The 19,007-nt window shown below is 37.5% G+C and carries 22 protein-coding genes; 6 read left to right on the top strand and 16 right to left on the bottom strand.

Annotated features, from left to right (window positions below):
* Positions 1-21 precede the first annotated feature (21 nt).
* Both prfA and D9O48_RS01210 read left to right on the top strand, forming a co-directional pair.
* Positions 22-1,089, top strand: coding sequence for a peptide chain release factor 1 (gene prfA / locus D9O48_RS01215; RefSeq protein ID WP_126969770.1), 1,068 nt, complete (start codon positions 22-24; stop codon positions 1,087-1,089).
* Positions 1,090-1,214: 125 nt separating this feature from the next.
* Positions 1,215-1,751: a DUF937 domain-containing protein gene (locus tag D9O48_RS01210; RefSeq protein WP_126969768.1), complete on the top strand. Its 537-nt coding sequence runs from the start codon at positions 1,215-1,217 to the stop codon at positions 1,749-1,751.
* A gap of 294 nt (positions 1,752-2,045) precedes the next feature.
* Here the strand turns inward: D9O48_RS01210 and D9O48_RS01205 are convergent, their stop codons facing one another.
* The 4 genes from D9O48_RS01205 to D9O48_RS01190 form a co-directional block, all read right to left on the bottom strand.
* Positions 2,046-2,450 carry a VanZ family protein gene (locus D9O48_RS01205; RefSeq protein WP_126969766.1) on the bottom strand — a complete coding sequence of 135 codons (405 nt, stop codon included), beginning with the start codon at positions 2,448-2,450 and terminating at the stop codon, positions 2,046-2,048.
* Between the two features lie 21 nt (positions 2,451-2,471).
* Entirely contained in the window at positions 2,472-3,038 is a 567-nt protein-coding gene (locus tag D9O48_RS01200) for an RNA polymerase sigma factor (RefSeq protein ID WP_158624785.1), read from the bottom strand.
* Between the two features lie 61 nt (positions 3,039-3,099).
* Positions 3,100-3,477: a glycine cleavage system protein GcvH gene (gcvH, locus tag D9O48_RS01195; RefSeq protein WP_126969762.1), complete on the bottom strand. Its 378-nt coding sequence runs from the start codon at positions 3,475-3,477 to the stop codon at positions 3,100-3,102.
* 78 nt (positions 3,478-3,555) lie between these two features.
* Positions 3,556-3,900, bottom strand: a complete 345-nt coding sequence (locus tag D9O48_RS01190) for a hypothetical protein (RefSeq protein ID WP_126969760.1) — start codon at positions 3,898-3,900, stop codon at positions 3,556-3,558.
* An 81-nt stretch (positions 3,901-3,981) separates the two neighbouring features.
* Here D9O48_RS01190 and serS point away from each other — a divergent pair, with 81 nt between their 5' ends.
* Entirely contained in the window at positions 3,982-5,256 is a 1,275-nt protein-coding gene (gene serS, locus D9O48_RS01185; protein WP_126970813.1) for a serine--tRNA ligase, read from the top strand.
* A gap of 81 nt (positions 5,257-5,337) precedes the next feature.
* Here the strand turns inward: serS and D9O48_RS01180 are convergent, their stop codons facing one another.
* Both D9O48_RS01180 and gyrB read right to left on the bottom strand, forming a co-directional pair.
* On the bottom strand, positions 5,338-5,544 hold the full coding sequence (locus D9O48_RS01180; protein WP_126969758.1) for a hypothetical protein: 207 nt from the start codon (positions 5,542-5,544) through the stop codon (positions 5,338-5,340).
* A 271-nt stretch (positions 5,545-5,815) separates the two neighbouring features.
* Positions 5,816-7,786 (bottom strand): DNA topoisomerase (ATP-hydrolyzing) subunit B, encoded by a 1,971-nt coding sequence (gene gyrB, locus D9O48_RS01175; RefSeq protein WP_126969756.1) that lies wholly within the window; start codon positions 7,784-7,786, stop codon positions 5,816-5,818.
* Positions 7,787-8,038: 252 nt separating this feature from the next.
* On the opposite strand from gyrB, the gene D9O48_RS01170 reads away from it, so the two are divergent.
* Positions 8,039-8,596, top strand: a complete 558-nt coding sequence (locus tag D9O48_RS01170; protein WP_126969754.1) for a MerR family transcriptional regulator — start codon at positions 8,039-8,041, stop codon at positions 8,594-8,596.
* Between the two features lie 188 nt (positions 8,597-8,784).
* On the opposite strand, the gene D9O48_RS01165 is transcribed toward D9O48_RS01170, so the two are convergent.
* The 7 genes from D9O48_RS01165 to rsfS form a co-directional block, all read right to left on the bottom strand.
* Complete coding sequence (locus tag D9O48_RS01165; RefSeq protein WP_126969752.1) at positions 8,785-9,846, bottom strand: mechanosensitive ion channel family protein; 1,062 nt, start codon at positions 9,844-9,846, stop codon at positions 8,785-8,787.
* A complete protein-coding gene (locus tag D9O48_RS01160; RefSeq protein WP_126969750.1) occupies positions 9,843-10,640 on the bottom strand; it encodes a hypothetical protein in 798 nt (265 codons plus the stop codon). Before D9O48_RS01160 ends, D9O48_RS01165 begins: the two co-directional genes overlap by 4 nt.
* Positions 10,641-10,645: 5 nt before the next feature.
* Complete coding sequence (locus D9O48_RS01155; RefSeq protein WP_126969748.1) at positions 10,646-11,443, bottom strand: UDP-2,3-diacylglucosamine diphosphatase; 798 nt, start codon at positions 11,441-11,443, stop codon at positions 10,646-10,648.
* Between the two features lie 16 nt (positions 11,444-11,459).
* Positions 11,460-11,876 carry a gamma-glutamylcyclotransferase family protein gene (locus D9O48_RS01150; protein ID WP_126969746.1) on the bottom strand — a complete coding sequence of 139 codons (417 nt, stop codon included), beginning with the start codon at positions 11,874-11,876 and terminating at the stop codon, positions 11,460-11,462.
* A gap of 11 nt (positions 11,877-11,887) precedes the next feature.
* Positions 11,888-12,529 carry a LutC/YkgG family protein gene (locus D9O48_RS01145; protein ID WP_126969744.1) on the bottom strand — a complete coding sequence of 214 codons (642 nt, stop codon included), beginning with the start codon at positions 12,527-12,529 and terminating at the stop codon, positions 11,888-11,890.
* The gene (gene ftsH / locus D9O48_RS01140; RefSeq protein WP_126969742.1) at positions 12,529-14,574 is read right to left on the bottom strand and encodes an ATP-dependent zinc metalloprotease FtsH; all 2,046 of its coding nucleotides are present in this window, start codon (positions 14,572-14,574) and stop codon (positions 12,529-12,531) included. The genes D9O48_RS01145 and ftsH overlap by 1 nt, the downstream gene beginning before the upstream one ends.
* Positions 14,575-14,662: 88 nt before the next feature.
* Entirely contained in the window at positions 14,663-15,010 is a 348-nt protein-coding gene (gene rsfS / locus D9O48_RS01135) for a ribosome silencing factor (RefSeq protein ID WP_233589136.1), read from the bottom strand.
* A gap of 165 nt (positions 15,011-15,175) precedes the next feature.
* On the opposite strand from rsfS, the gene D9O48_RS01130 reads away from it, so the two are divergent.
* Positions 15,176-15,928, top strand: a complete 753-nt coding sequence (locus D9O48_RS01130) for a biotin--[acetyl-CoA-carboxylase] ligase (RefSeq protein ID WP_126969738.1) — start codon at positions 15,176-15,178, stop codon at positions 15,926-15,928.
* Here D9O48_RS01130 and D9O48_RS01125 read toward each other — a convergent pair whose 3' ends face one another.
* From D9O48_RS01125 to D9O48_RS01115, 3 genes are all read right to left on the bottom strand, one after another.
* Positions 15,929-16,213, bottom strand: a complete 285-nt coding sequence (locus D9O48_RS01125) for a DUF4157 domain-containing protein (protein WP_126969736.1) — start codon at positions 16,211-16,213, stop codon at positions 15,929-15,931.
* A gap of 86 nt (positions 16,214-16,299) precedes the next feature.
* Positions 16,300-16,764, bottom strand: coding sequence for a thioredoxin-dependent thiol peroxidase (gene bcp / locus D9O48_RS01120; RefSeq protein ID WP_199750472.1), 465 nt, complete (start codon positions 16,762-16,764; stop codon positions 16,300-16,302).
* Positions 16,764-18,446, bottom strand: coding sequence for a M23 family metallopeptidase (locus D9O48_RS01115; protein WP_126969732.1), 1,683 nt, complete (start codon positions 18,444-18,446; stop codon positions 16,764-16,766). Before D9O48_RS01115 ends, bcp begins: the two co-directional genes overlap by 1 nt.
* 267 nt (positions 18,447-18,713) lie before the next feature.
* Between D9O48_RS01115 and D9O48_RS01110 the strand changes: the two genes are divergently transcribed.
* Positions 18,714-18,920 (top strand): hypothetical protein, encoded by a 207-nt coding sequence (locus D9O48_RS01110; RefSeq protein WP_126969730.1) that lies wholly within the window; start codon positions 18,714-18,716, stop codon positions 18,918-18,920.
* The last annotated feature ends 87 nt before the right edge of the window (positions 18,921-19,007 follow it).

Below are 19,007 nucleotides of genomic sequence, written 5' to 3'. Positions count from 1 at the left end.
GGTATAAAAATACATTAAAGTATGTTAGATAAATTAGAAGCGATAAAAGCTCGTTTTGATGATCTTGGGGTGGCGCTGACCAACCCGGAGATTGTTGCGGATAATAAAAAATTTAGTGCCCTTAGTAAAGAATATAGAAGCCTTGAAAAAGTGGTTCAGGCTCAACAGCAATACCTGTCGCTGATAAACGATATTAAAAGCTATAAAGAAGCTTTAAACAGCAACGATGAAGAGCTCAGAGAACTGGCGAAAGAAGAATTACCATCACTCGAAGAAAATAAAGACAAAGTGGAGAATGAAATCAAGCAAATGCTGATTCCTAAAGATCCACAGGATGATAAAAACTGTATTCTGGAGATCCGTGCCGGTACTGGTGGCGATGAAGCCAGTCTTTTCGCCGGTGATTTATTAAGAATGTACTTACGCTACTGTGAAAGAAAAGGCTGGAAAACAGCTGTATTATCTGAAACAGAAGGTTCTGTAGGTGGATTTAAAGAAGTTCAGTTAGAGGTAGTGGGAGATGATGTATATGGGATTTTAAAATTTGAGAGTGGGGTACATCGCGTACAACGCGTTCCTAATACAGAAGCATCCGGAAGAGTACATACCTCCGCTGCAACAGTAGCTGTAATGCCTGAAGCTGAAGATGTAGACGTAGAAGTAAGAGACGCTGATGTGAAGATGGAAACTGCCAGATCGGGTGGTGCTGGTGGACAGAACGTAAATAAGGTAGAAACCAAAGTGATTTTAACCCACCTTCCTACCGGAACTGTAGTAATGTGTCAGACTGAGCGTACACAGTTAGGTAACCGTGAAAAGGCTATGCAGATGTTGAGAACCAAACTATACGAAGAGCAGGTAAGAAAGCAGGAAGATGAAATTGCCCGCCATCGTAAAAGTCTGGTTAGCACAGGCGACAGAAGTGCAAAGATCAGAACGTATAACTATCCTCAAGGACGTGTAACAGACCACCGTATTGGCTTAACAGTGTATAACCTGGATGATGTTATGAATGGTAACATCCAGGAATTCCTTGAAGCCTTACAGTTCGCGGAAAATGCTGAGAAGCTAGCAAATCAAACGAATTAATATCTTTTTAATCATTGATAGAGACTGATCCGACTACCGTGGATCAGTTTTTTTATGTAGACAAAATTATCCACTTATTCTTTACGCTAAATTTAGCTACATTCGGATAGATAAAAACTTATAATATGATCGAGAACTTAATCAATTTAATTAAAGAGCAGGTTAACAGCTCAGTACAACAAAATGCAGAGATTCCTAATGAGAAAGCCGATCAGATTGTACAGGCAACAAGTACATCATTGGTAGGCGGACTCCAATCAGCCATGCAAGGCGGTGGGATACAAGATATTATGGGCCTCTTCTCTGGCAATGGTACAGACAAGGGAAATCCTGTAATTCAGAACATTGTAAACCAGTTAATCAATACATTAACCTCAAAAGTCGGGTTGTCAGAAAATACTGCGAATAATTTTTCAAATAACCTGATTCCATCCATCTTAGGCACGTTATTTTCTAAACTAAAGGATCCGAACGATAATAGTTTTAACATTCAGGACATATTGAGTCAGTTCTCCGGAGGCGGTGGAAACTTGTTAAACGGCTTACTGGATAAGGATAAAGATGGTGATGTTGACCTGAATGATATAACTAAGATGATTGGTGGAAGTTCGAACGGTGGAGATAACCTTTTAGACAAAATGAAAGGTCTTTTTGGCAAATAAAAAAGCGTTTTTTGTTGAGAAAGAACAATCATTATATAAAACTTAACATTAATGTTAAGTTTTATTAAAACTTTCAAAAAGGCTTTTTTCAGGTTTGAAGTTGCCTTACCTTTGTATTACAAAAGCAGTAGAAACCAACTTTAGTAGTAAAAAACGGATTTTGTGTGATTGGTTACAACATCTTAAATACTTTTACGTTTTTAAGATATCTACGGCTAATAAATTTGAACAGTCAATTTTCTCATAAGCAGTTAGTTTTGGTTACAGCCTCTGTTTCTACAGAGGCTATTTTTTTTATCTGTGGGGTGCTCTCCACCAATAGATAATTGCTCCAGCCAGTAATGCACCAAGTGCATCTGCATAAATATCATTTACATCAAAACTGCGGAAAGGAATATAATATTTCTGAACAAACTCAAGTATAATACCTAAGAGGATAGAGAGGATAGTAAAAATCACCACTAAGCGTTTCCATAAAACAGGCATTGATAGCCGAAATCTCTCATAGTGAAAAGCCCACACTACAACAAAACTCCCGAATAACAATAAGTGTACAACCTTATCATATCCGGGAAATTTCCACCATTTAGGAAAACTCGACAAACTGGTACCCGGTATGCATAGCAACCAGATAATAATGGCCGTCCATAAAAGTGGAAACCACAATTGTCTACATATTCTAATAGCTAAATTCGTCATAAGGAAATCAGGGATTAGTCATTACGTTTTCATAATTTTCTTCAACAGTCTCATACCTTTCAATATTTTGGATTTAACAGTTCCCAAAGGCAAATTATATTTATCGGCGATTTCATGGTGTTTAAGGCCATTGAAATAATTTTCGATAATATATATTCTTAAATCAACGGGTAAAAGACTGAGTGCTTTACGGAGATCAATCAGTTCATGGTGTAAAGAAATATAATTATCAGCATATTGATGATCATTTTCTGACAATAATTGAATAGAAAATGTACTTTGTTCGTTTTTATATTTTTTAGAACGTTTATAATCAAAACAGTGATTACGTGCAATTCGAAGAATCCAGGTAGTAAACTTGCCCTTATCCTTATTATAATAGTGAATGTGATGATGAATTTTCAGAATTGTTTCCTGTAAAAGATCTTCTGTATTATGCTCATCTCTGATAATTGACAGAATCAATAATCTCAGCGATGCAGCATACCATTTGTATAGCAGTTCAATCCCTTTTTTAGAATTAGTTTTTAATGCCTCTATAATAATTCGCTCTTGAAGGGCAGTTACTTTTGGTATAAAAAACTTCATAAAAAAAGAGTGACGTTTTAGGGTCACTCTCTTATACATACGTAATTCTAGATATTTTAGATTAGCCTACTAAAGCAGCATAAGCAGCTGCATCCATTAAGGCGTCAACATCAGCAGTATTATTCACTGTCATTTTAACCATCCAACCTTCTCCATAAGGATCGGTATTTACTAACTCAGGGGCTCCTTCTAAAGCAGGATTCACTTCATTGATAGTACCGGCGATTGGTAAGAATAAGTCGGAAACTGTTTTTACAGCTTCAACGGTACCAAATACATCTTCGGCATTTAAAGCGCTACCTACAGTATTAATATCTACATAAACGATATCACCCAGCTCTCTTTGTGCGAAGTCTGTAATACCGATTGTGGCAACATTGCCCTCAATGCGAACCCATTCGTGATCTTTTGTGTAACGTAAAGTTTCCGGAATATTCATAATTCGAAATTTAATGCTGCAATATTATAAAAAAAGAAATACTAAAAATCTGTCAAACGTCATTTCGCGCATATTTTTTTACATTTCCTGCTGCTGGAAGTATAATAAAACATGGTCCTTGATAAAATTTTCCTGTTCAATCAGGGTCATTACGGGTAGCGGCTTCACCTGTTCAAAGTGGGGCCATCCGTCTTTATCTACACCGGCAATTCGGTAATATCCACTGGGGCTCAATACCGTACAAAGCGCTACATGCATTAAATCCTGCTTTTGCTCCTTTGAGTATTTTTTGACATTTCCCCCCATTTCCTGAATGCCGATCAGAAACAAGATAGACTCTAAATCCGGCTTTTTACCGAATTTCTCCACCAAACTGGCTTCAAGCGTCCACCACCGGGTCTGTAAATCGTCATTTATATGCATTTCACAAAGATAGGCATTCTATTCTGTGGTTTTACGTTGTTCGTTTCAAGCGCTTATTTTAAATTTGCTAAAATTATTCACATGTTACAGGTAGCGTTTATTAAACAAAACACAGATTTTGTAAAAGAAAGGCTGGCAGTGAAGCATTTCACTGAGCTGTCTTTGATCGACGAGATTATTGTATTAGATGATCAGCGTAAGCAAACTCAATCGCAGTTTGACAATAACCAGTCGCAAGTGAATAGTTTATCCAAAGAAATTGGTCAATTAATGGCAAAAGGTGAGAAAGCTTTGGCTGAAGAGAAAAAAGGCCAGGTTGCCCAACTAAAAGCCACACTGCAACCTATCAGCCAGCAACTTGGTACAATTGAAGAAACCCTTCAACAATATCTGACCAGAATTCCCAATTTACCGGCGAATATCGTTCCGGCGGGTAAAACGCCTGAAGATAATATAATAGCCAAAGAAGGCGGAAAACAGGTTCAACTGGGTGAAGGAGCAGTTCCACACTGGGAGCTGACTAAAAAATACAAATTGATTGACTTTGAACTGGGTAATAAAATTACCGGTTCCGGCTTTCCTGTATATACCGGCGTAGGCGCCAAATTTCAAAGATCATTGATTCAATATTTTCTCGATTATAATACCGGGGCGGGCTATACCGAAATGACTCCTCCGTTGATGGTAAATGAGGATTCAGCATTCGGAACAGGTCAGCTTCCTGACAAAGAAGGACAGATGTATCACATAACGGAAGATAAGTTTTACCTGATTCCGACGTCTGAAGTTCCTTTAACTAATATTTATCGCGATGAATTAGTAAAAGAAACCGATTTACCGATAAAAATGACCGCCTATACACCATGCTTCAGAAGAGAAGCAGGAAGCTACGGTAAGGATGTAAGAGGTTTAAACAGATTGCATCAATTTGACAAGGTAGAAATCGTTCAGCTCACCCAACCGGCGTTAAGTTATCAAACACTGGATGATATGGTGGCACATGTAGAGAAGCTGATTCAGTCATTAGAATTACCTTATCGCATTTTACGTTTATGCGGTGGTGATATGAGTTTTACTTCTGCATTAACTTACGACTTTGAAGTATATAGTGCAGCGCAGGAAAAATGGCTGGAGGTAAGTTCTGTTTCTAACTTTGAAACTTATCAGGCTAACAGAATGAAGGTTCGTTATAAAGATAGTAATGGTAAAAACCAGCTGGTTCATACATTAAACGGAAGTTCACTGGCATTACCGAGAATTATGGCTTGTTTATTAGAAAACAACCAAACACCGGAAGGAATTAAAATACCTGCGGCGTTACAGAAATATTTCGGGAAAGAAATGATTACGTTATAGTCAAATACATTTGAAGTATATCAATAAAAAAGTGCCTCTTTAAGGAGGCACTTTTTTTATTAGTTGAGTTTCTTAGTTGACTTATTCGAAACCTTTTTTTGCAATACCAGCTTCAATTGCAGCTAAGGCTTTTTGTTCACCTAACAAAGTGGTTAATTTATTACCTTTTCCGTCGTGGCCTTGCGCCATATAAGCACCTTTTGCAGTTTTAGTGATCACCGCATCTTGAATAGGCACTCCTTTTTCTTTTGTCTTCACATTGTATGCAGTGAGTTGAATGTCTGCCATAGTTATAAAATTTTTTGTTAGAAAATTTAACTTAATAGTTAAAAAATTTTAATGATTGTAATTCAAGATATAACTTTTAGTCTTACAAACCCAAATTCCCATCAAAATATGGACCTTTTTTGGTAAGAAGTTAACAGATATTAATGGATATTAACAAAAAAACAATTGAAACCGAATCATTTTGATTTGTAATCAATGTATATGTTCAAATTTGTTAATTTGTTTACAAACAAAATATCAGTAAAAAGGCCACTTTTCAGTGGCCTTTTTATTAAATATCCAGTGATGCATAAGTTGCATTTGCTTCGATAAATTGTCGTCGTGGCGCTACTTCATCACCCATCAGCATAGAGAAAACTTCATCTGCTTCACGGGCATTTTCTAAAGTAACCTGCTTTAAAGTTCTCGATTCAGGATTCATGGTGGTATCCCATAATTGTTGTGAGTTCATCTCTCCCAAGCCTTTGTATCGTTGAACGGTTACACTATCATCTTTACCTCCACCCATTCTTGTTACAAGTGCTTTCCGTTGTTCTTCGTTCCATGCATATTCCTGTTCTTTACCTTTCTTTACCAGATATAAAGGTGGTTGGGCAAGATATACATATCCCTGCAAAATCATCTCGCGCATGTAACGGAAAAGGAAGGTAAGAATTAAAGTAGCGATGTGTGAACCATCCACATCGGCATCGGTCATGATAATCAGTTTATGATAACGTAGCTTTTCAATGTTTAGCGCTTTCGGATCTTCCGGTGTACCCACACGAACTCCTAAAGCAGTATACATATTGCGAATCTCTTCGTTTTCATAAATTTTATGTTCCATCGCTTTTTCAACGTTCAGAATCTTACCTCTCAACGGTAATATCGCCTGGTAACGACGATCACGGCCTTGTTTTGCCGTACCACCTGCCGAATCACCCTCCACCAGGAATAGCTCACATTTTTCTGCATCTCTTTCTGAACAGTCAGCCAGTTTACCTGGTAAACCACCACCGCTCAATACTGTTTTACGTTGAACCAATTCTCTGGCTTTTTTAGCAGCGGCGCGGGCTTGTGCTGCTAAAATTACTTTTTGAATAATATTTTTTGCTTCTTTCGGATTCTCTTCAAGAAAAGCTTCCAATACCTTGGAAACGGTAGAATCAACAACACCCATTACCTCACTGTTACCCAGTTTGGTTTTGGTTTGACCTTCAAATTGAGGTTCAGGTACTTTTACAGAAATAATTGCACTTAAGCCTTCTCTGAAGTCGTCGCCTTCGATAGAAACTTTTGCTTTTTCAAAAAGGCCCTGACGATCACCGTAAGCTTTGAACACACGTGTCAATGAGCGGCGGAAACCGGATACGTGCGTACCCCCTTCGATAGTATTAATGTTGTTCACATAAGAGTAAATATGCTCATTATATGAATCATTGTAAGTCAGCGCTACTTCTACTGCTACCCAGCTTGATTCATCTCTGCCTTCAACATAAATAACAGTTGGAATCAACGGAGTTCTGCCGGCCTGTTTATCTAACATTTCAACAAACTCAACGATACCACCCTCTGAATAATACTCTTTAGAAAAAGTATTGCCTTCTTCGTCTTTTTCACGCAGGTCGTTCAGAATAATACGGATACCTTTATTCAGGTAAGCCAGTTCTCTTAAACGACTTTCTAAAATTTCTTTTTTATAAACAGTAGTGGTAAAAATGCTGTGATCGGGCCAGAAATGAACGTTTGTACCGGTTTCAGTAGCGGTTCCGATTTCTCTAACGGCATACTGCGGAGCTCCGATTGAATACTCCTGTTCAAAAACTTTTCCTTCTCTTCTTACCGTTACTAATAATTTTGAACTTAAAGCGTTCACACAACTCACCCCCACACCGTGTAAACCACCGGAAACTTTATAGGTATTTTTATCGAATTTACCACCGGCATGTAAAACGGTCATTACAACTTCCAACGCACTTCTGTTCTCTTTCTGGTGCATTCCGGTAGGAATACCTCGCCCATCATCCTGAACAGAAATACTGTTATCTTCATGTATATTAACGATAATATTCTTACAATAACCGGCTAAAGCTTCATCGATTGAGTTATCTACCACCTCATATACCAGGTGATGTAACCCCTTCTCACCAATATCACCGATATACATCGCCGGACGTTTACGTACCGCCTCTAAACCTTCTAAAACCTGAATACTATCGGCGCCGTAACCGTTGTTGTTAACTTCCTTAATTTCTGTATCCATAAAATCGAGAGAAAAATGAATCTGGTGTTAAAAAAATATATCATACAAATGTACGAAAATCAAGGCGTTTTACCGCTTTTAAGCGCATTTTTTGGCATCTTTTTAAGGCTTATTTATACACATTTTCACAACTGATTTTCAATTACTTAGATTTTTTAATTAACATTGTACCTGCTATTCTTTCAATAAAGGTTCTTACCTTTATATTGATCGTACAATTTTTGTTGATACAAGTTTATTTTTACAGGAATTATGGAAAATAACTTCAACCTTTTAAGTGAAGACAACGCTTTGCCTAATCAGCAAATTAAAGTTAGAATCAAGGCCCTTAAACAGCCCTTGAACACTAATGAACAATTGTCGTTACCTGTATTGGTTGAAGAAACCGGTACCATTCCGGTAACGGCTGATGAAAAAAAATCTACCAGAGGGAGAAAATCCTTAAAGACTATTGAAACAGAATCAGACCTGATCGATATTCCGCCAGACGAGCTGCTTTTCTCCAAGCAATATTATTCTATTCGGGAAGTATCACAGATGTTCAGGGAGAACACTTCTGTTTTCCGTTACTGGGAAAAAGAATTCGACATTTTACAACCGAAGAAAAACAGGAAAGGAGACCGTTTTTACCGTCCTGCCGACATTAAAAACCTGGAATTGATTTATGACCTTTTAAGAAGGAGAAAGCTAACGATTGATGGTGCTAAATCAGTTTTAAAAGATGGGGATAAAACAAAGAGGAAATTTGAAATAATTCAATCTTTACAGGAAATTAAAAGTTATTTACTCGAAATAAAAGCGAACTTATAAGATCGCTTTTATTTCGAGTAATCTATACAGTCAGAATTAATAAATAGATTTTTTAGCTTGTAGTTATTTTTACAATACAATATCAACAGTTAATCTTACGGTTTTTTTCTTCTCCAGAATTTAATTCTAACCAATAACAAGGCAGGTGCTATATTAAACCTTCATATTTTCACTAACCTTCACCTCAATCATCCCTCTTTTCGCTGCTGAATACCTTGCACTTCGCGCATCAATCGTATATTAATCCGGTTCTTTAAATCATTAAATTCTCCTCCGGGAATTACTTTAGTAAAATACTCCACATGTATTTTTACTTTATATTCAACTATATCCGTTACAAATACATTTGAATTGATCACTATAGATTCTTCATTAACTATATAGTCGCGTATACTCTTTACCAAAGCCTCCAGCTGCTCTGCAGGTAATATATATGGTACATCCAATATCACCAATCCTCTTATTTGATTCCGTACTGTAACATTATCCATAATACTATCAACCATCACTTTATTCGGAACCGTTACCAGTGTTTTCTGATCAGTACGGATACGTGTGCTTCTCAAACCAATACGTTCCACTGCTCCGCTTACATTTTGCACCCGCACATAATCCCCTACTTCAAAAGGATCATCCATGAAAATGATAAAAGAGGCTATGATGTTCTCCAGACTCTCTTTCGCGGCCAATGACAATGCGGCACCTACAATACTGATAGCAGTAACCAGGTTGGAAATCGGATAATTAAATACAAATTTAAACACCAGAAAAATTCCGATAATTATAACAATCGCTTTTACAAAATCTTTAAAAAAAGTAATCAATTGATCATCTTTGGTAGAAGGAGTGAGCTTAGCCCTGCGCATCAATATCTCTGCAACAAACTCAATGATACTTAATATCAATTTTATAAAAGCATACACCAGCACCAGCTGAGAAACCGAGTGCAGCAGTGATTTAAAGTCCGTTCTGTATATCGTAAAATTCAGAACACCCGGAAATTTCAATGAACCGATTGCGATGATACTGGCTACAATAACCAGATAAGTTTTAATCGGGTTTACCAGTAAATTCACGAAAGAATCTCTATCCAGCTTTGAAAAGAGTAATTTCAATAAGCGATATAAAAAAAGTGCAATATATTTTGAGATAAGTTTTTGCAAAAAGAATATCACCAGAATGGTGATACCCACAGAAATATAACTTCCTATCGTATTATCCCAAAATACATCATTCCAGATTTCTATCATAATTCAGCTTTTGAAGGTCTAATATGCAATTGATCATCGAGCAGGATATAAGTTGCCTGAGGGAGAAAATAAATTTTTTTCGCTCTGAGCAAATCCTTTTCTAATGAAATAGCCTGTTGATCATGTGTTTTCAAGTTGTATCGAATCACCTGTTCACCTACTCTACCATACAAAATATCATTCCAAACAAACAGGTCTTTCCATCCGATCAATGTCAACATGCCTTTATATCCACCAAAGTAATCAAACTGATATACCCCTTTCTGCGGATCATACAAATAAACCACCCGCTGCTGATCAAATAATTGAACAGGATTGGGAAGCCCGTCCAGAACATCTGTTAAGCTATAAGAACTGGCTATTTTATTCCCCGCCTCATCCACACGTAACAATTCCGCATTCATCTCATCATATAGCCAGATGTTATTATCATATGAAGTTCCGATAGCAGTTACCTGATATCTTCCAATTTTTCTCAAATCTAATGTGGCATTTACATTAAGCAATCTGTCAAGTATAACTACAGTATTAAAGCTCTTGTAAAACAATAATACTTTCAAAGGGTTACTTACATCAATATGCGATAAGTTTCCATGTTTTTTAACCTGATTAAAAACAGCTACAGAATCGCCGGTGGCTGTTATTTTTTTTAGTTGTCCTGACTTGGAAATGATATATATATACCCTAATTGATCCACAGTAAAATCATCTACCTGCTCATAAACCGTATTGGTTTGAGCAAACATATTGGATGCTTTCAGCAAGATATAGATCAGTAGAATAGATAATCTCATATTGTTTAATTCTGATCTCTGATTATTTTATCAGTGGCTTTGTTCAGATAAGAATGTAACGTTAGATTTTTACCATCAAAAACAGCGTATGTATCATACCTGATCCAGTCACCTAAGTTGATATAAGTTGCATTCTTACCGGTAAACTTAAACTCGATCGGCAGATGGCGATGACCAAACACCAGATAGTCATAGTGTTGCTTCTCCAGTTGTTCTTTACAATAAGTAATCAGCCATTCTCCTTCTTCACCAAAATATTTTTCATCGACCTGTCCGGTTGCGGCGCGACTCCGACGGCTCGACCAATTAGCCAGACCTATTCCGAAATAGGGAGGCAGGATACCGAAAAGCCATTGACAAACAGGGTTTCTAAAAACTTTTTTCAAAAATTTATACCCGTAATCTCCAGGCCCTAATCCATCACCATGCCCTACTAAAAACTTTTTATCATTAAACTGATATTCCTGTGGCTCAAAAAAGACAGGTACGTTCAATTCTTTCTGAAAATAATCCTTCATCCACATATCATGATTACCTACAAAAAAATGAACGGGAATACCTTTATCAGTAAGGTCTGCGATTTTACCTAAAATGCGTGTATAACCTCTCGGTACTACAGTACGGTATTCATACCAGAAGTCGAACATGTCGCCCACAATGAAAATCATTGCGGCCGACGATTCTACTTCATTCAGAAACTTTATAATATGCTTTTCTCTTTTTAAACTATCTCCTGCACCAGGTGTTCCCAGGTGAAAATCCGAGATAAAATATATCTTCTTATCCTGTTCTAATTGCATCATTCCTTTAAAACCTTTCTTATTGCTGTGTAAATGTCAGATAGTCGCCCGACTCAATCAACGGTAAATGTTCGTAAGGTAAATTATACCAATACACCCAGGCTTTAATGGTTGCATATTCGCCGGTCAAAACTTCTAACTTTCTTTGAAACAAGGCTGTTTCTCCTTTTTCAACGGTCAACCCTTCATAATCGTCTAATTGCGCAATGGCCCATTTAAAAGCTGAGGCCGAATGCGCCTGATACAACTCTCCTTTTATAAAACGGTCTTCTTCGCAAGGGATTGCTCCGGGATATTCTCCCACATTATACAATTTTCCTTTCACCGAAGCTTCTCCTATCAGCGAAAAGTTATCGCGGATATATTGATAAGCTTCATGTTGAAACCCTTTTCTTAATGAGCCGTACACAAAAAGGTATAATGACTGGTCTGGCATATACAATCGTTTTACTGGAAACGGTCAACCAAAAATACATATACTTCTTTGGGACCATGTATTCCAACTACTAATGTTTTTTCAATATCTGCAGTTCTGCTGGGGCCGGTAGCTAATGTAACCAGTGAAGGAAAGTGTTGATCATATTTTTTTCTGGTAAGTTCAATCGCATCGCGAATGTCATACACGAGCTGATGCGTATAAGCAATACAAATATGAACAGGCGCATACACACTGGTAGTTCTGCCGCTTTCCTGAGCCGAGCTCATCCAGATAGAACCGGTGCGTGCCACTAAACACTCACAGCCGGTAATAGCCACGTCACAATCGTTCAGCGAAACCTGTTTATCCGACTGTATTCCTGCAGTTGATAATTGCTGATCTATTTGCTGTTCTATACAAAATATTTTACTCCAACCTTTTTCCTGAATCAGGGCATTGAGCTGAGCCGCCAGATCGCTTTGGTTTAAACAGTAAGCAAATTTCCCCATCAGATTAGTGAAGGTTTGCGCAAACTGTACCTCGAGCTCTTCTTTACTTCTTACAAATACATCAGAATTTCCTTCACTGTGTGAAAAAGGAATAGGCGTTGAGTTCGTCAACGCCTTCCTGATTTTTTTTAATATTTTTTCTTTTGGTGTAGTGCTATTCATTACTCTGATTTTGAAGCAGGGTGTACATTGCTGTCAAATGGAGGAACTCCTTCACTGATAGAACCTGTTTCATGATGTTCATCATCAATGATTTTCTTTTCACCGTAAGGACGTTTTCCGATCAATGCTTCCACATCACTTTGAAAAAGAACCTCTTTATCTAACAATTCTTCTGCTAATTTAGCCACCTGTTCTTTCTTCTCTGTCAGTAGATTTTTTGTTCTTTCGTAAGCAGCATCAATCAGTTTGCGAACTTCTTCATCAATCAACTTAGAAGTTTCTTCAGAATAAGGCTTCGTAAATGAACTTTCCTGAGAAGGGTCATAGAAGCTAACATTACCGACTTTATTATTCATACCATAAATCGTTACCATTGAGTAAGCCATTCTGGTAATTTGCTGAAGGTCATTCTGAGCACCGGTTGAAATTTTTCCGAAGAATATTTCCTCACTGGCCCGGCCTCCTAAAGTCATACAAATCTGATCGATGAGCTGATCGGTATCATACAAATATTGCTCTTTCGGCGTGTATTGTGCATATCCTAATGCAGCCACACCGCGCGGAACAATTGTAACTTTTAAAAGCGGATAAGCATGTTCAAGATACCATCCGCAAATAGCGTGTCCGGCCTCGTGATAAGCAATAATTTTCTTTTCTTCCGGAGATATGATTTTATTTTTCTTTTCCAGCCCTCCGATTACTCTGTCTACCGCATCCTGGAAGTCACTCATTTCAACAGAAGACTTTCCTTTTCTTGCAGCAATCAAAGCAGCTTCGTTACAAATATTAGCGATGTCTGCACCGGCAAAACCAGGTGTTTGTTCAGCTAATTTATGAACGTCTACTTTTTCTGAGATTTTAATATTTTTCAAATGCACATTGAAGATGCTTTCTCTTCCCTTTACATCTGGTTTATCAATTGAAATCTGACGATCGAAACGTCCCGGTCTTAATAAAGCCGAATCCAGTACATCCGGGCGGTTAGTAGCAGCAAGAACAATAATACCGCTATCTCCACCAAACCCATCCATTTCCACCAACATCTGGTTCAGCGTACTTTCTCTTTCGTCGTTACTCATCATTGAGTTTTTACCTCTCGCTCTACCGATCGCATCAATTTCGTCAATGAAAATAATACAAGGAGCTTTCTCACGCGCCTGCTTAAACAGGTCTCTTACTCTGCTGGCACCTACTCCTACGAATAATTCAACGAAGTCAGATCCGCTCATGCTAAAGAAAGGAACCTGTGCTTCACCCGCCATTGCTTTTGCCAGTAAAGTTTTACCGGTACCGGGAGGTCCTACTAATAATGCACCTTTAGGAATTTTACCCCCGAGGGCAGTATATTTTTTGGGATTCTTTAAAAAGTCAACAATTTCCATCACTTCGATCTTCGCTTCATCCAGGCCGGCTACATCAGCGAAAGTGATATTTACTTTTGTTCCTTTATCAAATAAGGTTGCTTTTGATTTTCCGATATTGAAGATACCACCAGGGCCATTACCACCGCCGGCACCACCACTCATTTTACGCATCAACAGAACCCATATAAAGACGATAATCACTAAAGGAAGAATAAACTGAAGAATTGACCCGAACCATTCACCTTCCTGAATAGGATCATTAGGAACTGCTGTTACAGTTGGGTGTTCAGTAAAAAATGTTTTTAGCTGCTTATCAAACTCCTCTGACTTAAACACTTTAAATTCAAATTGCGGGGCTCTTCCTCCGGAAGCTTCAACTGATTTTAAATCTATTTTATCAGAATAAGATTGAAGTGCATCTTTCTTAATATATACTCTAACTAAATTCTTGTTGGTTACAGTCACCAGTTTTTCAACATGCCCTTTTTCTAACATTGAGTAGAATTCCAACTCATTGATTGTTTTGGCATCGGCATTAAACGGACTGATAAATCGAATACCCACCAGGATGATGAAAATGATTGCCCAAATCCAATATATATTGAACTTAGGGGACTTCTTATCACTATTCCCATCTACCGGGCGTCTGGGAGCTTGTTGTCTTGATTCGTCTTGTGACATCTTTAGCTTTTTGTCTTATTAATAATTTGAACCTGCTACCGTTTATTATTGAACCTTTCTAATATACAATAAAATATTGATTTAGAAATTAATCCTCAGCATCGCTCCACATTTCTTCTAAGCGGTAGAATTTACGGGTTTCAGGCTGCATGATATGAATTACAATGTTTACATAATCTACAATTATCCATTGAGCTGATTGATGACCTTCATGTCTGTAAGGAACTTCATCTAGTTCTTCTTTTACATGATATTCAATAAAGTCTCCAATAGCTTTCACTTGCGTAGTGCTTGTAGCCTCGCAAACTATAAAAAAATCAGCAACAGCTTCAGGAATTTTGCGTAAGTCTAAACTAACAATTTTCTCCGCTTTTTTTTCATCAAGGGCATGCAGAATTGCCTTGTAAATTTTAGAGCTTTTTGTTAACCTTTTCACACTCGGTCTCTTAGTCGACACAGTTATTTGTTCCAATAACGAAATATTTTAAAACTTGATAATAAAAAACAGGGTTCTATGAATAACATTATTTTCTTCAGTTCGTTCACTCAAACCCTTAATTTAGCTCTTTCAAAAATACTAAATCTTTAACTATTACTTACAATGAAACCAATAGGCCACCTATTGCAAGTTTTACCCACCATCGACAGCACCAACAACTATGCCATGGGTCTGATTCAACAAGGCTTGGCAGCGCATGGAACTGCCATTTTCGCGCTGGAACAATCAGCAGGGAAAGGCCAACGCGGTAAAGAATGGAAATCTACCCCCGGTGAAAACATCATGATCTCCATTATTTATGAAAATATCCCCTTATCTATTGATCAACAGTTCCTTTTTGCAGCTTCAATAGCTTTGGGGACTTATGATTTTTTTAACAGTTTTGCCGGCGAACCCACTTTCATCAAATGGCCTAACGACATCTTATGGCGTGACAGAAAGTCAGTAGGCATTCTCATTGAGAACAAAATTTCTGCTGATACACAGAAATGGAATTGGTCGGTAGTGGGTATCGGTATTAATATCAACCAAACTCAATTTCCCCCCACTTCTACAAAAGCCGTTTCTTTAAAACAAATTACAGGTAAGAACTGGGACGTTATCGAACTGTCCAGAATCCTGTGTCAACATTTACAGAACCGTTGGCAATGGATGCAAAAATCAAGTGCCGAAACAATTATGACAGCCTACAATACCGAATTATTTAAAAGAGGGCAAATGGCAAAGTTTCTGCACCAGGGCAAATTCATTGAATCACTGGTTGTACAAGTGAATGCAGACGGATTACTGGAAACTGAAAATAACGGGCAAATACAGCAATTTCAGGTAGGTGAAATTACATGGCAATACGATTAATCACTCAGCCTGACGGGCCTCTATTTCATATTTATTATTTTGATAGCCGTTTTTAATCGATTCAATCGTATACTTAAACAGGAAAGGGAAAAAACCATGTTGTTCAAACTGTTCAATATGCTTTAATTCATGATTGAACCATCTTTTATCAGCCAGAAATTCTTCCATGCTGGTATTATGCAAATGAATGGTTTTTCCTAAAACCATTGCCATTTGATCGGCGTTTAATACTTTAGCAGCCACCCATGCAATAAATGATTTTTCTTTGATTCTGATCTTTTTCAATGAAACAACTGATTATATCTTAAAAGATACTATTTTTTTCCCATTTTACCAAGTTACGTGCCGCTTATGCACCAACAAAAAACACTTTACTTATTAAGCCCGAAAGCAGTTAGTATTTCATTTCCGTGATCTTTTGTTTTAGGACGGCCGATTACTTTCACTACGATCCCTTTCTCATCAATCAGAAAAGTAGTTCTGATTAAGCCCATATATTCTTTTCCATACAATTTCTTCTCTCCCCAAACGCCAAAAGCATCAATAATATTTTTCTCAGGATCACTTATCAACGAAAATGGCAGCTGATACTTACTTTCAAATTTTTTATGTTTTTCAATCGTATCAGGGCTGATACCGATTACAACAATCCCTGCTTTTAACAAATCCTGATGCAGATCTCTCAAACTACAGGCTTGTGCAGTACAGGCCGGTGTATCGTCTTTCGGATAAAAATAAACAGCTATTTTTTTTCCTTTATAATCTTTTAATCTGATTTTTTCTCCATTCTGATCCGTTCCTGTAAACGCAGGAGCTTTCATTCCTTCTTGTATCATTATCTAACAAATTTTATCGTTGCAGTAGTGGTATTTCCTACCAGATCTGTAGCGATTACTTTTAATTCGTGCTCGCCCGGTAAACAATGCTCATCAAATTTGTACACAAACGCACGGTATTTATCATTCGTAAAACATATCCATTGATTATCGATTGTGGCAACCACTTTAGCATAACCATATTTATCCGACACGTTAAAGCTGATTGATTTACGCCCCGCCTGGCTACTTCCCTCTGCAAAATTAAATTTAACAACAGGAGCAACCGTATCCAATACCAATTGATAATTGCCAAAATCCCTGAATTGCGCCGAAGCCCAGTCCTGATTCCAGTTTACTTTTTCTGCAGCTTTTTTTGTACCACTGGTCCATAACATTAACGTTTTAGACCTTAAACTGTTCTCTACCCCACGGGTTGGTTTTACGCGAACCAGAAATTTTGTTTGGAGCGGGATATATGACTGGCCTATTTTGTGCATCGCTGATACCGCATTTGAATCTGTCGCCTTCAATTCTGCATAGTCGATAGGAGTAGCTTCATATAAACATTTTTCTCCAATGAAAAACTCACAATTCGGTGCTTCAAAACCGTCTAACATATCCGGATAAAACATTTTTCCGGATGCAGTTGCGGCTCTCTTTTCAACCCCGCTGAATTGTAGCCTGGTTTCTATTACCGATTTATTTTTGTAGGCATCACTAATTTCAATTTTTACTGCATGTTCTTTACCATCACTTAAATCAATCGTACCGGTTCCGTTATCTGTACGATAAATTGAATTCGGATAATATCCAGGTAACTGAAAAAGCTGATGAATCCAGTTTGACCGGGTAGTAGCCGTTTTATAATCAATATGTGCGTTCATATAGCGTGTATCCTCATAATGAATACTGTCCATCAAAAATGAAATATCCGGTAATCCATTCAAAAATAACTGCGCTCTGTAAATACCATTTTTATTGTGCGAGTTATTATGTGTATCGTAAGCAGAAAAACCCAGTACGATTTTTTTCGCATTCACTTTCACCACTCCAGGCTGTGTGATATATCTGTTGCTACCTGCATTTTTCACCGCAATAATGACTGGCTGTTGTTCATAAGTAGACAATGATTTGTCGTATATCGCCAACCTTGTTACCATCGGCGCAATTTTGTCTTCAACCGGAAACTGATATAATAAAGGGTTCAGATTAAAACCATCCTTTGTATCTCTGATTTCAAAATGCAGGTGCGGTGCAAGCGAGCCGCCGGTATTACCGCTATAGGCAATAAAGTTGCCTTTCTTTAAGGGAAACATATTTTCATCGGGATACAGGTCAATCGCCCAGGACTGTTGCTGGTATTGCTGTTCTTTAACCCATTTTTCCAAAGAAGGATTAAAATCATTCAAATGCGCATAAAGTGTAGTGGTTCCGTTGGGATGCTGAATGTAAATTGCTCTACCATAGCCACCGGGCTCCACCTTTATTCTCGAAACAAAGCCGTCTGCTGCTGCATAAATCGGCTTATTTTCAACAGCTGCCGTTTTAATATCTAAACCCATGTGATAATGATTGGGGCGCAATTCCCCGAAATTACCACTCAGCAACATCGGCAAATCTGTCGGATTTCTATAATACCCCTGAGCAAATGACTCGGCAACCAGACCAAACAACAGGCAAAAACTGAAGATTCTTCTCACAACGATTCTTTTATGATTAGAGCAAAACTAATTACTAATCAGTAATGAGCGAGTTTCTTTTATAAAAGTTATCTTTTTTGCCCGTTTTCGGTCACAAAGCCACTGATTAGGCTCTTATAAATAATTGTTTTAACTATAAATTAATACCGCCACTAAATTTTAGGCATGTAAATGGAACAAATAAAAAAAAATTGGCGTATCGAACAGCATTTTTAAAATGAAGGTTGTCTTAGTTTGTATAGGCCCTCACCACAAAAATTTTAAGCTATGAAAAAAATGATTCAAAGAATGGCTGGGGTTGGAATTTACTTAACCGGCTTTTTGGTAGGCATGGTTAAAGGTGATGTTGCAAAAGATAAATTCAACTTCAAGATTAAATCGTATTTTACTGAGAAACAACAAGCTAAGTTATATCAGCAGAATGGCGATATAAGATTAGATGATATTGAAATAAACACGTATCATACCTCTTAAATATATTCTAAAGGCTAGCAATTCAGGCTCTGAGTCATTTGTACTCAGGGCTTTTTTTATGTCCGGGTAAAAATTTTATTAAATTTT

This window comes from Gynurincola endophyticus, from assembly GCF_003991195.1.
Classification (GTDB): Bacteria; Bacteroidota; Bacteroidia; order Chitinophagales; family Chitinophagaceae; genus Gynurincola; species Gynurincola endophyticus.
The sequence above is the reverse complement of the archived record's forward strand: the minus strand, read 5'-3'. Positions and strand labels throughout refer to the sequence as shown.

Excerpts from the sequence above, each read along its gene's own strand:
- D9O48_RS01200 (WP_158624785.1), bottom strand. The coding sequence starts at position 3,038 with ATGAAGTTTTTTATACCAAAAGTAACTGCCCTTCAAGAGCGAATTATT.
- D9O48_RS01150 (WP_126969746.1), bottom strand. The coding sequence starts at position 11,876 with ATGCCAGACCAGTCATTATACCTTTTTGTGTACGGCTCATTAAGAAAA.
- D9O48_RS01165 (WP_126969752.1), bottom strand. The coding sequence starts at position 9,846 with ATGATAGAAATCTGGAATGATGTATTTTGGGATAATACGATAGGAAGT.
- ftsH (WP_126969742.1), bottom strand. The coding sequence starts at position 14,574 with ATGTCACAAGACGAATCAAGACAACAAGCTCCCAGACGCCCGGTAGAT.
- bcp (WP_199750472.1), bottom strand. The coding sequence starts at position 16,764 with ATGATACAAGAAGGAATGAAAGCTCCTGCGTTTACAGGAACGGATCAG.
- D9O48_RS01130 (WP_126969738.1), top strand. The coding sequence starts at position 15,176 with ATGAAACCAATAGGCCACCTATTGCAAGTTTTACCCACCATCGACAGC.
- D9O48_RS01180 (WP_126969758.1), bottom strand. The coding sequence starts at position 5,544 with ATGGCAGACATTCAACTCACTGCATACAATGTGAAGACAAAAGAAAAA.
- D9O48_RS01155 (WP_126969748.1), bottom strand. The coding sequence starts at position 11,443 with ATGATGCAATTAGAACAGGATAAGAAGATATATTTTATCTCGGATTTT.
- D9O48_RS01160 (WP_126969750.1), bottom strand. The coding sequence starts at position 10,640 with ATGAGATTATCTATTCTACTGATCTATATCTTGCTGAAAGCATCCAAT.
- D9O48_RS01145 (WP_126969744.1), bottom strand. The coding sequence starts at position 12,529 with ATGAATAGCACTACACCAAAAGAAAAAATATTAAAAAAAATCAGGAAG.
- serS (WP_126970813.1), top strand. The coding sequence starts at position 3,982 with ATGTTACAGGTAGCGTTTATTAAACAAAACACAGATTTTGTAAAAGAA.
- gcvH (WP_126969762.1), bottom strand. The coding sequence starts at position 3,477 with ATGAATATTCCGGAAACTTTACGTTACACAAAAGATCACGAATGGGTT.
- D9O48_RS01205 (WP_126969766.1), bottom strand. The coding sequence starts at position 2,450 with ATGACGAATTTAGCTATTAGAATATGTAGACAATTGTGGTTTCCACTT.
- D9O48_RS01210 (WP_126969768.1), top strand. The coding sequence starts at position 1,215 with ATGATCGAGAACTTAATCAATTTAATTAAAGAGCAGGTTAACAGCTCA.
- gyrB (WP_126969756.1), bottom strand. The coding sequence starts at position 7,786 with ATGGATACAGAAATTAAGGAAGTTAACAACAACGGTTACGGCGCCGAT.
- D9O48_RS01190 (WP_126969760.1), bottom strand. The coding sequence starts at position 3,900 with ATGCATATAAATGACGATTTACAGACCCGGTGGTGGACGCTTGAAGCC.
- D9O48_RS01110 (WP_126969730.1), top strand. The coding sequence starts at position 18,714 with ATGAAAAAAATGATTCAAAGAATGGCTGGGGTTGGAATTTACTTAACC.
- D9O48_RS01170 (WP_126969754.1), top strand. The coding sequence starts at position 8,039 with ATGGAAAATAACTTCAACCTTTTAAGTGAAGACAACGCTTTGCCTAAT.
- prfA (WP_126969770.1), top strand. The coding sequence starts at position 22 with ATGTTAGATAAATTAGAAGCGATAAAAGCTCGTTTTGATGATCTTGGG.